This window comes from Salinisphaera sp. SPP-AMP-43, from assembly GCF_049568105.1.
GTDB lineage: Bacteria > Pseudomonadota > Gammaproteobacteria > Nevskiales > Salinisphaeraceae > Salinisphaera.
The window spans coordinates 2,930,619-2,944,814 of the sequence record NZ_CP145335.1; the positions used below are offsets into that span (position 1 = coordinate 2,930,619).

A 14,196-nucleotide genomic window follows, 5' to 3' on the forward strand; every position below is an offset into this window, starting at 1 on the left:
ACGGCTGCGAGAAAGCCGCTCACCGTCAGAACCGTACTGGCCGAATCGTAGTGCTGCGATAGCCAAGCAATTAATGAGGCGCCCAAAGCACGCTGACGGTGAAGACGATTTTCAGCCAGCCTATTTCCTCTTTGATCTGATCGAGCTTTGCCATGCCGTTACTATACCTAACGCCCAAGCTCAGTTGCCGCCGGAGCAGCCGAAGGCTGCGGAGGGGACCCAAAGCGCGGCAGCGCTTTGGGCGGTCAACTGCAGCGAACCGTTGGGTATTTTATAGGCAACATGGCGGAGCCACGTCGCGAAAGGCTTGAGCGGCGGCTGAAACTTTTGTTTTTGGATAGATATTGGCGTTAGATATAGTTTGCTTCAATATCGCGCTAGACCACTCGCTTATTTTTTCCTCCTCGTCTGCATACTTTGGTTCTTCTAAGCCAGAGGCCATTTCGAAATGCCGGCGAAGGATGAAAGCGTATAAATCAGCAACCTGAACAAGCTCTACTTTTTCAGAGTCGACGAAATGCGGGACATCTATAAGCTGATCGAGCGGATTTTGCTTTTTGCCACGGTTGTAATATTCGTCACTCCAATCCGGCGGCGACAACAGCAGCGAAGTATATTCAGACTTTTCGTGAACCTCTTCATCAAAAACTAAGACGGTATGCCCCTTCGTTTTCGATTCGCCTTGATGTGCACGCTGCAAAGCTAACGCGAGGTGGAAACCGAGCGTTCGCCATAGCGTGAAGTCGGACAGTATTCCGTCTCCTTCGTCTATCTGCTCATTGAGGGCTGAGACGAGCACAGCGGAATAGACGACCTTGTGCTTTCTGGCTGCCATCCAGTTGATAACTGCCGTTATTATTTCAGCCCGCTGCGGCCCATCAATTTGCTTCCATATTCCTTTCCCGCCGTAAAATTTGTGCGTATGAAATTCGTTGATTCGCTGGCCCACGATATTGGACAGAACATCTAGCAACTCGCCCCAATGAGTTTTCGTTAGATGCATTCTATGAGCGTCCACCACAATTCCGGCCATGACAGCGATCGGTTCACCACCTATGCCCGTCTCATCGACATAACAGAATTTCACGCATCCCCCGTTATCGTTTTACCCAACGCCAATTAGACGACATATATCTACTATTAGATATATAGCTATCTATATTTAGATATCCCAAACAAGCCCCTTAATATCAGTCGTTCGACCGCGTATTGGCATATCCGTCTTTTACTCACCCCGAAGATTTGCCGAAACGACTTACTACTCGGCGCAAGGAAATTACGAACGAACGCGGTGGGAGCAGATGTAGCGGCTGGGCCAGCACGCATATGGCATACCCCGGTCTAAACAAAACGCGGCGAGACTGCTCGCACAGCTCGCCACGCATCCCCCCTCGAGGCCTTTGCATAGCACAGGCGAATTTACAGGCTCAATAGCCTTTATTCACCGGCATAACGATAGTCGCAAGGTTTCAATACGTTACGGGCCGACACGATTTTCGGCGCCGTACCCCTGTTGTGCTAACGGGGTGGTAAGTGCGTTTACCACTGATCCGAAAGCAGCGGCCCTGCATACCGGCTCGCGATTTCGCTGGGCACTGCGCCTTTCGAGTCTCGCTGGTCCGCCGCAGTCAGTTTTTCGGTAAACGGCTGCAAGCGGGTGTCATCCGACATGACCATACCGGGGCCAGAACGCCCCATATCTTCACCGACGCCCCTTATTGGTTAAAATACAACCAACTGCTCGAAACGCCGCTCTGGCGGCCGCTTGGCCGATCTACCTACAGCCTTATCCACAGATTCTGTGGGTTATTAACGGCGCCGGCGTACACAGCGCCCGGCCAATCCGGGCGCTGTGGGGTGGGTCGGCTCAGCCGAGCACGCCGTGTGGGTCGATGACGAATTTCTTGGCCACGCCGCTATCGAAATCGGCATAGCCTTGGGGGGCTTGGTCGAGGCTGATTGGGGTGACGTTGACGGCGTCGCCGATGTGTACCTTTTCATGCAGGATCGCCTGCATGAGCTGACGCTGATAGCGCATGGCCGGGGTCTGGCCGGTATGGAAAGACATGGCCTTGGCCCAGCCGAGGCCGAACTTCATCGATAGGTTGCCGTGCTGGGCTTCTTCGGACGAGGCGCCCGGGTCTTCGGTTACGTACAGACCGGGGATGCCGACACGCCCACCGGCCTGGGTGATTTCCATGGTGGCGTTGAGCACGGTCGCCGGGGCTTCCTGGCTGTGGTTATGGCCATGGCAGTTCGCTTCGAAGCCGACGGCATCGACCGCGGCATCGACTTCCGGCACGCCAAGCACCGATTCGATCAGTTCGGACATGCTGGCGTCTTGGCGCAGGTCGATGGTTTCGCAGCCGAAACTCTTGGCTTGATCGAGCCGCTTGGGATTCAAGTCGCCAACGATCACACAGGCCGCGCCCAGCAGCTGGGCCGAGCAGGCAGCCGCCAGACCGACCGGGCCGGCCCCGGCGATATACACGGTCGAGCCCGGCTGGACGCCGGCGGTAACGCAGCCGTGGTAGCCGGTTGGGAAGATGTCCGAGAGCATGGTCAGATCGAGGATCTTTTCCATCGCCTGGTCTTTGTCGGGAAAGACCAGCAGCTGGAAGTCTGCATACGGCACCATGACGTATTCGGCCTGGCCACCGACCCAGCCGCCCATGTCGACATAGCCATAGGCCCCGCCCGGCCGCTCCGGATTCACGTTAAGGCAGATATGCGTATCGCCGCGCCGGCAGTTGCGGCAGCGCCCGCAGGCGACGTTGAACGGCACCGACACCATATCGCCTTCGTGGACGAACTCGACGTCGCGCCCGCATTCGATAACCTGGCCGGTAATTTCATGGCCGAGCACCATGCCGGTCGGCGCGGTAGTCCGGCCGCGGACCATATGCTGGTCGCTGCCGCAGATATTGGTGGTGATCACCTTGAGAATGACGCCGTGCTGGCATAGCCGATTGCCTAGGGCCAGCTCGGGAAAATCGATCGATTCGACGGCGACTTCGCCCTTGCCACGAAAGACTACGCCGCGATTGGCTGCAGATGACATAACAGGCTCCTCCTATCATTGTTGTCTGCACCAAATTACGCCCAAGGCCTATAGCGATGCAGTCATTCCATGGGCGTAGGCGTAGGCCGGCCAGAAACGGCTTTCGGCCAAGCCTGAACGGGCTCATCGCCGGCCTATCAGCAGCTCCGTTTTAAGCGTTTCACCAATCGCTGCCAGCGCCAGCCGGAATGATGCGCGCATCGCCAGCGGCATACTCTGGTTAAAACTCAACCATAAGCTCTAAACCCAGTCCTGGCGGCCGTTCGGCCGATCTGCCTACAGCCTTATCCACAGATTCTGTGGGTTATTGCACGCTTCGGCGATCGTGGCTGCGGCGGCTGTGGTCGTCATTCCTTGCGTCGGTACTTTGGCTGAGACCGTCACGTTAATGACGCTGGCCTTGGTAGAACTCACGGCCAGCGCCTGGGCTCTAGCCGGCGAGATCGCACCGACCTCGATGCGGGCCGCGGCCGGCTCGATCCAGAACTGCGGCAGCGATCTCGAGGGCGCTTTCTCGCCGCTGGCAGGCGCCTTCATCCACGGCACAACTGGCTTGTGGGCGGCCGCCTTTATCAGCGGTGGCCTGATCGCTGCCGCCGCATCCGTCTGCCATCTGCTGTTCGTACACAACTCGATCGATACCAGCGCCGCGGCCTCGGCGGCCGAATAAGGCGATCAACCGAGGCAACAGCGCCGATTCTGGTTGGTTTTTAACCAGCACCCCGGAACCCTTTGGTGGCGGCGATTCGGCACTTCTACCCACGGGTCTATCCACAGGTTCTGTGGGTTATTCAGCCCGAAAACCGCCCGGCTACGCCTGCGATTGACCGCGCTCGAGGCATATCGAAACGCGGCCGGCCACCCGTCGCCCAACTCGATCGCTCCGGCTCTGCATGCCCGCGCATGTGTTCTCGCAAGGGCGTTACGGCGGAGGCTGGGCGCTGATTCGGGGTCGCGAGTCGGCCGCGACCATTTTTTTTACGCCCAATGTGTTGGGCGGGTCATGGTTGCGTTCGAGGAGCCAAGACTGCCGAATGTCGCCGAAACGACGGCGACTATGCCGAACGTTGGCAAACCCTCGCCGATCAAGGCGGATTGCCAGCGGTTTTTTGTTCACGCATAATCCGCCGCGTCGCTGACATTCCGTTTATTTCGGTATTGTCATCGTCCGATTCTTAAGATAGTTGCCGGGCCTGCCGATAGTAGTACGGACATCGGTCAGCCCGGTTCTTCCGAGCTCGCCATTGCAACCGGAGCCGAACGAGGGCTTCAGTTGCAATGCATGAGTTCGGGCCGATTACGTACCACAGCAAACCTGGGTACGTGGCCGAAAGTCGAGGGGTGCAACTAAACCGAAGCCGACAAACCGCTGGAGTCTCGCTCGTGTCCGATTTGATCGAACATTTTCATAATCGTTTTGATGTCCTCATTGGTCAGGGTGATGCACTCAAGGACGAAGCCTATCGCCTGCGTTACCAAGTCTATTGCGTGGAGCGAGGCCACGGCGCCGAAGTCGCTGCCGCGAATCTTCGCGAGCGCGATACGTTCGATGACCATGCCACCCATGTCGTCGTAAAAGACCGCAGCTGCGGTACGAACAAGGCGACGGCTCGACTGATCACGGCCGGCGAAACCCGCGAAGGGCGCTTTCCGATCGAACACGATTATCCCGATCTGCTGGCCCAACACGGTATTACCGAAGACCTGCTGCCCCGGCACCGCACGGCCGAAATCTCCCGGTTTGCGATTTCCAAAGAATTGCGGGAACGCCGCCCCGGGACCAGCCTGCCGCCGAACTCGTCGGCGCTGGATACCCGTGAGCAGACCCTGCCCCAGGGCGCGCTGCATCGTCGCCCACTGGTGACCTTTGGTTTGCTGCTAGGGCTGATCCGGCTGGGCGCCTCGCACGACATCACGCACTGCATGGCCGTGATGAAGCCGTCGTTACTGCGCATGCTGTCCCGCTTCGGGGTCCACTTCAAACCGATCGGCAAGCCAGTCGAATACCACGGCCTGCGCCAGCCCTGCTATACGAGCGTGGCCGATCTGCTGGCCGGCATTTATAACGTCTCGCCGGAACTCTGGCAGTTGCTGGCCTACGACGAGGTCGCGCTGGCCCAGGCGAAGCAGCTGATCGCGCATCCGATGCCGATACCGGTTCAGGACAAGCCCAGCCACCGCCGTCGTCGCGACCTGCCGCGCCGCTATGCGATGCCGGAAGCCCAGCAGGCTGCCGAATCGCGGCGCTTTGGCTGACGTCTACCGGGCAGAAGCCGCCGGCCTGCCAGCTGGGCTATGCCCAGCCGGGGCCGGGGCCAATTAATACGCCCGCTTGAGCGATCACGACCGGCCAATACAACAGCCGTCGGCAGCCTGGGCGTGTTCGGCGCGTGCCCTTCCCGGCTCGTCGATGCGCGCCCGTCTTGCGCTTGGGGCCATAGCCGTGTGGCCCGTGCTGATTACCGAAGCGACGCACGGACCCCCAACGCGCCGTAACGACGCACGCCAACGGCGCTAGCGTACTGCGCTCTGGGCTTGCCCCGAGCCCCATCCAATCGATTCCGAATCGCTGCCGCAGCAGCTGCCCCCCCCCCCCCCCCCACAGACGCCGTGGCCACTCGCGGTCTTATCGCGGCAGCACTGACTGGGCAACAACCGGACGATACCGTCAATCACGGCCTTACCTGCTGCTGCGACCCTGCCCGATATGCTTGCCAGCAGCCGGGATGACTGCCCGGTTGTTGCGGCCTCGATCGCCGCCTGCCGACAACCGCCCTCTCGATCCGCTAGCGCCGGCTGAGGTTGTGTATGCGTGCGCGCCCAGCGTTTTTGGGCAACGAACTGGGCATAAGACGGGGCCTAGCGAACGCGGCGGAGTCGTCCTACGTAAGACCACAACATATGGATTGCCGCCATGTGGTCAATTTATGGACGCTGGCCTCTTCCGGGATGGCGGCACATAACAATTCACCATGAACGCCCAGCGCGCTCGCGAGCCCAGCGGCCTGACCACCCGAGACTGGCGGCTCGCGCCTTGTCCGACATGCTGTACGGCGGCCACCGCGACGCTCGCACGAGCTCAATCCGCTCTCGAGCAAACCTATTCTAAAAGCACTTTTTCATATCCGACAGATGCCGTTCACGTTATATTCATAAACCAAAATAAAGAAAATTGTTTTTTACTTAAAAGAATTAAAAATACAGATTGCCCATCTGACGCTGAAGTACTGCAGCTATCGGCCGATAAAGACGCTACCGCAGCTATCAAGAAATCTAGACATGCTCAGTCGTTTAAAAATTGGGGCCCGGCTCTCCTTGGCTTTCGGTATTTTGACGCTTTTGTTGATCGTCACCGTGTTGATCGGCCTGTTCAGTTTCGACCACATCAAGCGTACCGCCGACCACACGTTTCAAGTCGATCTCGAGTTGGCGATCAATGCCTCCCAGGTCCAGTCGCAGTCCCTAGGATTGCGACGCTATGAAAAGGATACGTTCATCCACGCCAGCCAGCCTGGCCAGGTCGAAAGCTATGGCCGCAAATGGCAGGCCGTCTACGACCAGCTCACCCAAACCCTGAACCAAGGCAAGACACTCGCCTCCGACCCCGAGGTATCCGCGGCCTACAACAATGCCGCCCAAGCGCTTGCGCATTACGAAAAAGGCTATGCCCAGGTGCTCCAGCGCATCAAAAACGGCGAGCTGAACACCAGCGTTGCTGCCAACGGCGCCTTCAAGCAATACAAGGACGATATCTACGCCCTTGAGAACAAGGCCGACACGATCGATAAAATCGCCGCCGCGCGGCTGTCTCAAGCCAACGAAGCCTTGGATGCCACCAGCAGCAGCGCCCGCAAACGCCTGATGCTGTTCGCGGCGATCGCGGTCGTGCTGGCGATTGTGCTGGCTACGGTGATCACACGAAGCATCACCCGGCCTCTGCGCCGTGCGGTTGAAGTCTCGCGTAACGTTGCCCGTGGCGATCTACGCCAGAACATCGAGTTTCATGGCCGGGACGAGCCGAACCAGGTTCTGGCGGCCATGGCCAGCATGAACGATGCGCTGTCTCGCCTGGTCACGTCGATCCGAAGCGCCAGCGATGGCGTGCATGTTGGCGCCAGCGAAATCACCGCCGGCAACGACGAACTGAGCACCCGTACTCAGGAGCAGGCCGCCAGCCTCGAGGAAACTGCGGCCTCGATGGAAGAAATGACCTCGACGGTCAAGCAGAATGCCGACAATGCGGCCCAGGCCGATCAACTCACCCAGCGCGTTCGCAGCCAAGCCCAGGACGGCCAGAAAGTCGCCAGCGAAGCGGTCGAGGCGATGCAACAGATCGATGATTCGAGCCGTCGCATTACCGATATCATCGGCATGATCGACGATATCGCCTTCCAGACCAATCTGTTGGCACTCAATGCTTCGGTCGAGGCGGCCCGGGCCGGCGAACAGGGCCGCGGCTTCGCGGTGGTGGCTTCGGAAGTCCGTAATCTGGCTGGCCGGAGCGCGGAGGCCGCCAAGGAGATCAAGACGCTGGTCGAAGACAGTGCGACCAAGGTCTCGGCCGGTTCCGAGCATGTGCACCTCACTGGCCAGCGACTCCAGGAAATCGCGGGCTCGGTCAATCAGGTCAGCGACCTGGTTGCAGAAATCGCCCATGCCAGCCGCGAACAGACCACCGGGATCGAGCAGGTCAATACCGCGGTCACCGAAATGGACAGCATCACCCAGCAGAATGCCTCGCTGGTCGAGGAAGCCGCAGCCGCGAGCCAATCTCTCAAGCAGCAGTCCGAAGTGCTGACCGAACAACTCGCCTTCTTCAAGTTGAATGGCGCCGGCCACCGCGCCTCGGTCTCGCCGACCGTCGCCACTGCCAACGGCGCCGATAAGCCTGCCCGGGCCAACAACGCTACAGGCCAGGTAGCTACGTCGGCGGCCCCGGCGCGCACCGACACGCCGACAGCCGCCAGCAAGCCGCGCGCCGAGCCCAATGATATCGACGACGAAGCCGACTGGGCGACTTTTTAAACCTGGCCATCAAAGCCGGGCCCGAGGCCATGTCCTCGGGCCCGGCTATGTCTATAACGCACCGGTTACGGCGGCGTTCATACTCGAATCCGCCCGGCCGGACCGCTGATCATTCTCTGACCATGCGACGCTAAAGCCCGCCATGCGGCCGCTCGGCGCGTCTGCCCACGGGTTTGTCCACAGTTTGTGTGTATTAAATCGAGCCACGCTCGGCTGTAGGCGCGGGGCACGCATCGACCTCGGCGGTCGTATTGGCCACCGCCCAAACCGTATCTGGCCAATAGTTAACCAACTATCGTAAACGCCCTATGTCGGCGGGCTTGGCGGGTTCACCCACCGGTTTATCCACAAATATTGTGGGTTATTCATTGCGTGATCGCGAGCCGACGCACTCGCTCAGTCTTGGTCTCGATACAGTCGGGCGATGGTGACGAGGTTGGTGACCATGATCAGCGATTCAGCCAACGTACCGCCGATAGAGCCGATCAACAGATTACTGATCACCCAACAAAAGGCCGCCGCTGCCAGTAGCCAGCGCATGGCGATTCCGGTCGCCATGAACATGCCGTAAGTACCGATCGCCCCGGCGGCCACGGCCCAGAGATCGCGGGGGCCGCTCCAGGTTGGGATGGCCACGATGAAAGTCGCGACCAGCATAGCCCCCATGATCGCGGTGCTACCCTTGTATCGCCGGACCAGCTGAATCCGCAGCACGATCAACGCAGCGATCGCCGAAGCGACCCAGCTTTGGAACATGGCAAACTGCAGCGCAAAAGCCACGTTGGCCCCCAGCAAGAGCACGAACAGACGATCGTCGCGCTTGCTCGCAAAGCCCAGCACACACAACGTCAACGCGATCAGTCCGAACGACTGCCCAGCGACCCAGCGGGCCGCGGCAAGATCGTGCATGGCAACCTGCACTCGGGTGGAAAAATCAGCCGGCCAATCTGATTCAACGCCGACGACGAATCAAGCCATAAACGCCCGATCCGTCGCCCCGAGCTTGGTCGACGAGCACGATCGGCCCTACAAGCCAGCCTACCTTCCAGGCGTGTCCGGCTCAGAGCGGACTGTCCGTGATCTCCAGCAGGAACATGGCAAACAGCACGAGCAGCAGTACCGAGAACAGAATCCGCAGCATACTCACCTCGTGATCGTATCGGTCGTTATCGACCCGTGAGAATCCACCAACCAGGCATCGCTGGTCGGTCTATTGTGCTGGATTATCGCGCTTAGTCGTTATATAGAACGGACGCCTGATCACGTCGATGCGTCTTTCGGGTAGCGCCGAGCAGCCGCTCGCGAAACTGATCAGTTTCTAACCAGGGCTCGCCAAGCCTCGCGTCTCGGGCACTGGCAGGATTCGCCCACGGGCTTGTCCACAGCTTCTGTGGTTTTTTGGCAACACACAGGCGTTCATCTCATGCAGCCCAAAACCGATCGTGGTGTGTGGATCGCCGCTGTTTTTCCCTCGGCAGAGCTGGTATCAACGACATGCCGGTTTGTTACCGTGCGTACACGAAAGCTTGCTGTGTCCTATTCAGACCGTATGGATTCTGCGCGATGAAAACCATTGGCTTGCTCGGCGGGACCGCCTGGCCGTCGACGATTGAGTACTACCGGTACCTAAACCAAATCGCCCAACGCTACTATGGGGGCCGGCACTCGGCATCGCTGCTGCTCAAGAGCATCGACTATGCGCCGATCGCATATTGCTACGGCCACGATTGGGCCTTGGCCCGACAACGATTCATGCCCGAACTGCAGGCGCTTTATGACTTAGCCCCAGACTGCATCGTGGTCTGCTGTAATACTCTGCATCGCGCGATCGACGAGCTGGCCGATACACTGCCTTCGGCACCGCCTCTGATCCATATCGTCACCGAAACGGCACGCATGGCACGCCAGCACGGACATCGCCGCGTACTGCTGCTCGGCACCCAGTTCACGATGGAGAATGGCTATTATGCCGAGCGGCTCAGCCGATCCGGGCTTGAAGTCGTCACGCCGGAGCGCGCTGACCGCAAACGGATACAAAGCATCCAGTCTGCGGTGGCCGACGGCCTAGCCACGCCACAGGCAAACGAATATTTTCATACGCTGCTACAGCGCTATGCCGATTGCGACAGCGCCGTTCTGGCCTGTACCGAGCTGCCCGCGGTCATCGATGCCGCGAGCAGCCCGATCCCCACCCTCGATCCAATGCGCATTCAGTGCGACGCAGCTTTCGAATTCGCAGTGGCCGAGCCGTCGGCCGATGGCTAGCCGGATGTATCGAGCTCGGACTCGAGCTTGAGAACCTGGTCCCCATCGTTCTGCTCGATAAGGTAGGCCGGGTTGTCTGCATCGCCATCGCGGACGATTTCGGAACCCTTCAGGGTTTTACTGACGCGTTCCTTGTAGATCTGCTTGATCTGGCCCTGGGCCGTACCCTGGCCCCAGTTCCATTGGACGGTATCACCGATCGAGCGGGCCATAGGCAACTGCCATGCGTTGAGACATCGTATAAAGGTCTACGCAGAACCGTGCATATCAGTTGCCGTGTGGCCATGCTCGGCCGGATTCCAACCGTTCCCGTCGACGCCGGTGATACTTTCCGCATGCAGAAATAGCGCCTGCTCGGCATCATCGGATGTCATCCCGCCAATCAGGACTTCAAAGCCGTAACCGTCTTCCAACGCGACAAAGCTTTTGGCCAAAACATCCGCCGGAGCCGCCAGCGTCCACCCGTTCGTGGTTTGCCCGCGCTCTAGAATGTCTTGATAAAGAGAAACTTGGCGGGCAATACAATCACGATACAGTTCGGCGGCGCCATCGTGGCGCAACGCGACCGGCATGAGTTCGTAGAGCACGCGGCCAACCTTCTCGCTCAGACCAGAACACGGCATGCCCGAACGTATACACGCGGCTAGTTTGTCGCCATCGCCATCGGCCTGCTCGACGTAACTTTCCCGCGATGCGCAATACGTCCGATAACTACGCTCGAACGCAGCTATAAAGAGCTCTTTAATGTCCGGATAGTAGTAAAGCACCGAAGCCGGCGTTAAACCGGCTTCTTGAGCAATATCCGACAGTCGCGCATTACTCGCCCCTTGTTGCAGGATCGCATCAGTGGCTGCCTGCACCAATTGGCGGCGGCGCTCTGCCTGATTTTTCGGGCGAGCCATAATTAATCTGACAATTCTATTTGCCCAAATGTAATACGCACACACCGTCATTTCTACATGACATATATATCAATTGATTTAATAATCTACTAAATCACTGTTATTGAACTTAAAATCTTTAGTTAAAAAAATTATATTTAAAAAACCTGCTTAATTTGAGAATTATTTGTTGCGCAAATGCCTATACTTCCAAATAGCCTACATGGCTGCTTTCAAAGCCGCCTGTAATCTTCGATCGAACTCCTAAACCGCTGCATATATTTCATACATTTTAAATCTCTAAATTTTTAAATTTATTTTTTACAACTAATTTGAAAATTTTGGGCTAATTGGTTGCAGTAGACGAAAATCATTTAACGCTTGTGGTTTACTTATAAAACATTCTGACGACTTAAAAACTTTTTGAGCTACTACAGAACAAACGTATTCAGCACTATTTTCAAAACCATCCGAAGATTCTAAACACCCCTTGTGGCCGATAACCTCAGTTATGACGTCGCAGATAGCTACCTGGCCAGCTCCAAACACTGACCATAGACAATACGAAAGTCGTAATGCAGCCTCGGCAGGACGAGTTCGAACCGCACAGATACAGGCAAAAAACACTGGCGTTTTTAGCGCCTGGGCTACAGGCCGCGACAATAAAGGGATCAATCAAGCGGGCCGCAGAGCATTGAAGCCGCATAAAGCCAGCTAGCAATAAAGCCCCGAACCGCGCACTCCAGCGTCGGGCGACGCGGCATTATGAGACCGGTTAATGAGCTGGATGACGGCTCGACCGCTAAAGCCAGGTCGTGATGAGTCCTGGCTTGGAACGGCATCGATAGACGATGCCCGCTCGCGTCTAGCTCATATACATGCCGCCATCGATATTGATGGTCTGGCCGTTCATATAGGCGTTTCGGGCCAAGTGCACCACCATGTCCGAGACCTCGTCTACCCGGCCAAAGCGTTTGACCGGAATCAGGTCCGGCGTGATCTGGTCGTTGCCGGCGATCATGTCGGTTTCGATGAGCGCCGGGGCAATGGCATTCGACGTCACGCCTTCAGTGGCCAGCATCCGGGCATAGCTGCGCATCAATCCGAGCTGTCCGGCCTTGCTCGCCGCATAGTGCGGCCCAATAACTCCGCCGATATGCGCGGCTACCGACGACATCATGATCAACCGCCCCCAACCGCGCTCGCGCATACCGGGTACGACCCGCTGACAAAGCACGAACCCCGAGGTGAGGTTGATTTGCAGCGCTTCGTTCCAGCGCTCGACGTCGATCTCACCCAGCGGATAGATGGGATTGATACCGGCGTTGTTGACCAGAATCTCGACCGGGCCCAAGCCGGCCTCCACCGTATCGACCATGGCATCCAGGGCCGCGGTATCAGCCATGTCGGCCTGAACCGCGATCGCGGCCCCGCCGCGGTTTTCGATCTCGGCCACCGCCTGATCGGCCGCCTCGCGGGAACGGTTGTAGCCCAGTGCAACTGGGCAACCGGCCTCGGCCAAAGCGATCGCCGCGCCGCGTCCAATGCCTCGAGATGCACCGGTAACCAAGGCCACGCGCCCGCCAATATCATCCATCTTTACATCGGGTTGGGAACCGGATGAATTCAGGCTGAGTGATCCCGGACCATAGGTCAATCACGCCCCCCTAGGCGCCTGGCATCGTTGCCGGCGATCTCGAATACGACGGCCGTCGGCGATGCACTCGAGCATAGGCGCAGCATGTGCAATGCGGCATACCCATGGCCGCTATCCTTGAGGCCTGCGCCTGTAGGCTGGAACGTCTACGAACATCCCGCGGCGCTGCCGGGTTACCAGGCGGGCATACACATGTTGTCACCGCAGGTTTTGGCGGGCGTACATCGCACCGGCTGTGCGTGTCGCCTGAATCGCACGGGCACGACGATACCTGCCTCGTTCGCGTGCCTATAATCGCGGCCCGCGCACGTGTTTATGGGATTCAATTCTTGGCGATATACGCTGCTGTACGGCTCTCGAGCATGCAGGGCGCTGGCTTAGAAACTACTGCAATACCTTGTATTGCCGCACAGCAGCGTTTTGGCAGTCGGCCCGCTAACGCACGATCAACAGGGGCACCTCGGCCCGACGAATCATCTCCGTGGTGGTGCTACCGACCAGCAGCTGGCGAATCCGCGTATGCCCATAGGCTCCCATCGCCATCAGATCGATCTCGTGCTGATGCTGATAGTCGTGCAAGGCCGGCTCGACCTCGCCTTCCAAAACGGCCACGGTAAGATTGGCGCCGGCATCGCGTAGCGTTTGTGCGGCCTTGTCGATCTGTCGTTGGCGGCTATCGTCGGGGGTGCCGACATAAACCAGATGCAGCTCCACTTCCGCCAACAATGGATTGGCGAGCGCCCGTTCGACCAGGTTTTGGCCGGTCTTGCTGCCATCGAAGGCCAGCAGTACCCGTTGTGGCGGGGTGAAATCCTGGTTCGTGATTAGAATCGGCGCGCTGGCCCCGCGGATCACGCGCTCCAGATTCGACCCGAGATGCTCGTCGTCGCCCGCAGATTCGCCCCGCTTGCCCAGCACCAACAGCCGGATCTCGTCGTCCATCGACTGCAGCGCATCGGTCAGCTCGCCGTTGCGCTGTACGGCGTTGGGCTCGGACAGGCCGGCCTCGAAGGCACGGCGGCTGGCCCCGGCCAGAAAGTCGCGGCCACGTTCCCGGGCCAGGCGGGCACGCTGGGCATCGAGATCGGCCAACTCGGTGAGCAGATGCTCGCGGGTGCCGAGCCCGATCTGCCCGGAGTAATCAGTCGAGGCGGCATGCTTGCGCCGATTGATGACGTTGACGAAGGTCAGGGGCGCATCGAGCTTGCTCGATGCCCAAATGGCGGCATCGCAGGCAGCCGCGGCATAGGCCGAGCCATCGATGCAGGCTACGATCGTGCGTTCATCGGTCATTGTTGTTCTCCTCC

11 protein-coding genes are annotated in these 14,196 nt (G+C 58.7%); 4 read left to right on the plus strand and 7 right to left on the minus strand.

The annotated features are described in order from the left end of the window. Window positions 1-271: 271 nt before the first annotated feature. Together V5738_RS12560 and fdhA are read right to left on the minus strand one after the other, a co-directional pair. Window positions 272-1,087, minus strand: coding sequence for a DUF3800 domain-containing protein (locus V5738_RS12560; RefSeq protein WP_423821148.1), 816 nt, complete (start codon window positions 1,085-1,087; stop codon window positions 272-274). Window positions 1,088-1,867: 780 nt separating this feature from the next. Continuing rightward, window positions 1,868-3,061 (minus strand): formaldehyde dehydrogenase, glutathione-independent, encoded by a 1,194-nt coding sequence (gene fdhA / locus V5738_RS12565; protein WP_423821149.1) that lies wholly within the window; start codon window positions 3,059-3,061, stop codon window positions 1,868-1,870. A 367-nt stretch (window positions 3,062-3,428) separates the two neighbouring features. Here fdhA and V5738_RS12570 point away from each other — a divergent pair, with 367 nt between their 5' ends. The 3 genes from V5738_RS12570 to V5738_RS12580 all read left to right on the plus strand — a co-directional run bounded on the left by V5738_RS12570 (window position 3,429) and on the right by V5738_RS12580 (window position 8,086). Beyond that, window positions 3,429-3,731 carry a hypothetical protein gene (locus tag V5738_RS12570; protein ID WP_423821150.1) on the plus strand — a complete coding sequence of 101 codons (303 nt, stop codon included), beginning with the start codon at window positions 3,429-3,431 and terminating at the stop codon, window positions 3,729-3,731. Between the two features lie 713 nt (window positions 3,732-4,444). Next, window positions 4,445-5,317 carry a PEP-CTERM/exosortase system-associated acyltransferase gene (locus tag V5738_RS12575; protein WP_423821151.1) on the plus strand — a complete coding sequence of 291 codons (873 nt, stop codon included), beginning with the start codon at window positions 4,445-4,447 and terminating at the stop codon, window positions 5,315-5,317. Between the two features lie 1,023 nt (window positions 5,318-6,340). Continuing rightward, window positions 6,341-8,086, plus strand: coding sequence for a methyl-accepting chemotaxis protein (locus V5738_RS12580; RefSeq protein ID WP_423821152.1), 1,746 nt, complete (start codon window positions 6,341-6,343; stop codon window positions 8,084-8,086). A gap of 396 nt (window positions 8,087-8,482) precedes the next feature. Here the strand turns inward: V5738_RS12580 and V5738_RS12585 are convergent, their stop codons facing one another. Beyond that, window positions 8,483-8,995: a YgjV family protein gene (locus tag V5738_RS12585; protein WP_423821153.1), complete on the minus strand. Its 513-nt coding sequence runs from the start codon at window positions 8,993-8,995 to the stop codon at window positions 8,483-8,485. Window positions 8,996-9,649: 654 nt separating this feature from the next. Between V5738_RS12585 and V5738_RS12590 the strand changes: the two genes are divergently transcribed. Then, on the plus strand, window positions 9,650-10,351 hold the full coding sequence (locus tag V5738_RS12590; protein ID WP_423821154.1) for an aspartate/glutamate racemase family protein: 702 nt from the start codon (window positions 9,650-9,652) through the stop codon (window positions 10,349-10,351). Here the strand turns inward: V5738_RS12590 and V5738_RS12595 are convergent. The 4 genes from V5738_RS12595 to V5738_RS12610 all read right to left on the minus strand — a co-directional run bounded on the left by V5738_RS12595 (window position 10,348) and on the right by V5738_RS12610 (window position 14,182). Further along, window positions 10,348-10,563: a DUF2945 domain-containing protein gene (locus tag V5738_RS12595; RefSeq protein ID WP_423821155.1), complete on the minus strand. Its 216-nt coding sequence runs from the start codon at window positions 10,561-10,563 to the stop codon at window positions 10,348-10,350. The two genes, V5738_RS12590 and V5738_RS12595, sit on opposite strands and share 4 nt — an antisense overlap. Window positions 10,564-10,599: 36 nt before the next feature. Continuing rightward, entirely contained in the window at window positions 10,600-11,253 is a 654-nt protein-coding gene (locus tag V5738_RS12600) for a TetR/AcrR family transcriptional regulator (protein WP_423821156.1), read from the minus strand. 844 nt (window positions 11,254-12,097) lie between these two features. Continuing rightward, window positions 12,098-12,829, minus strand: a complete 732-nt coding sequence (locus tag V5738_RS12605) for an SDR family NAD(P)-dependent oxidoreductase (protein ID WP_423821157.1) — start codon at window positions 12,827-12,829, stop codon at window positions 12,098-12,100. Window positions 12,830-13,324: 495 nt separating this feature from the next. Further along, window positions 13,325-14,182 (minus strand): universal stress protein, encoded by an 858-nt coding sequence (locus V5738_RS12610; RefSeq protein ID WP_423821158.1) that lies wholly within the window; start codon window positions 14,180-14,182, stop codon window positions 13,325-13,327. Window positions 14,183-14,196 lie beyond the last annotated feature (14 nt).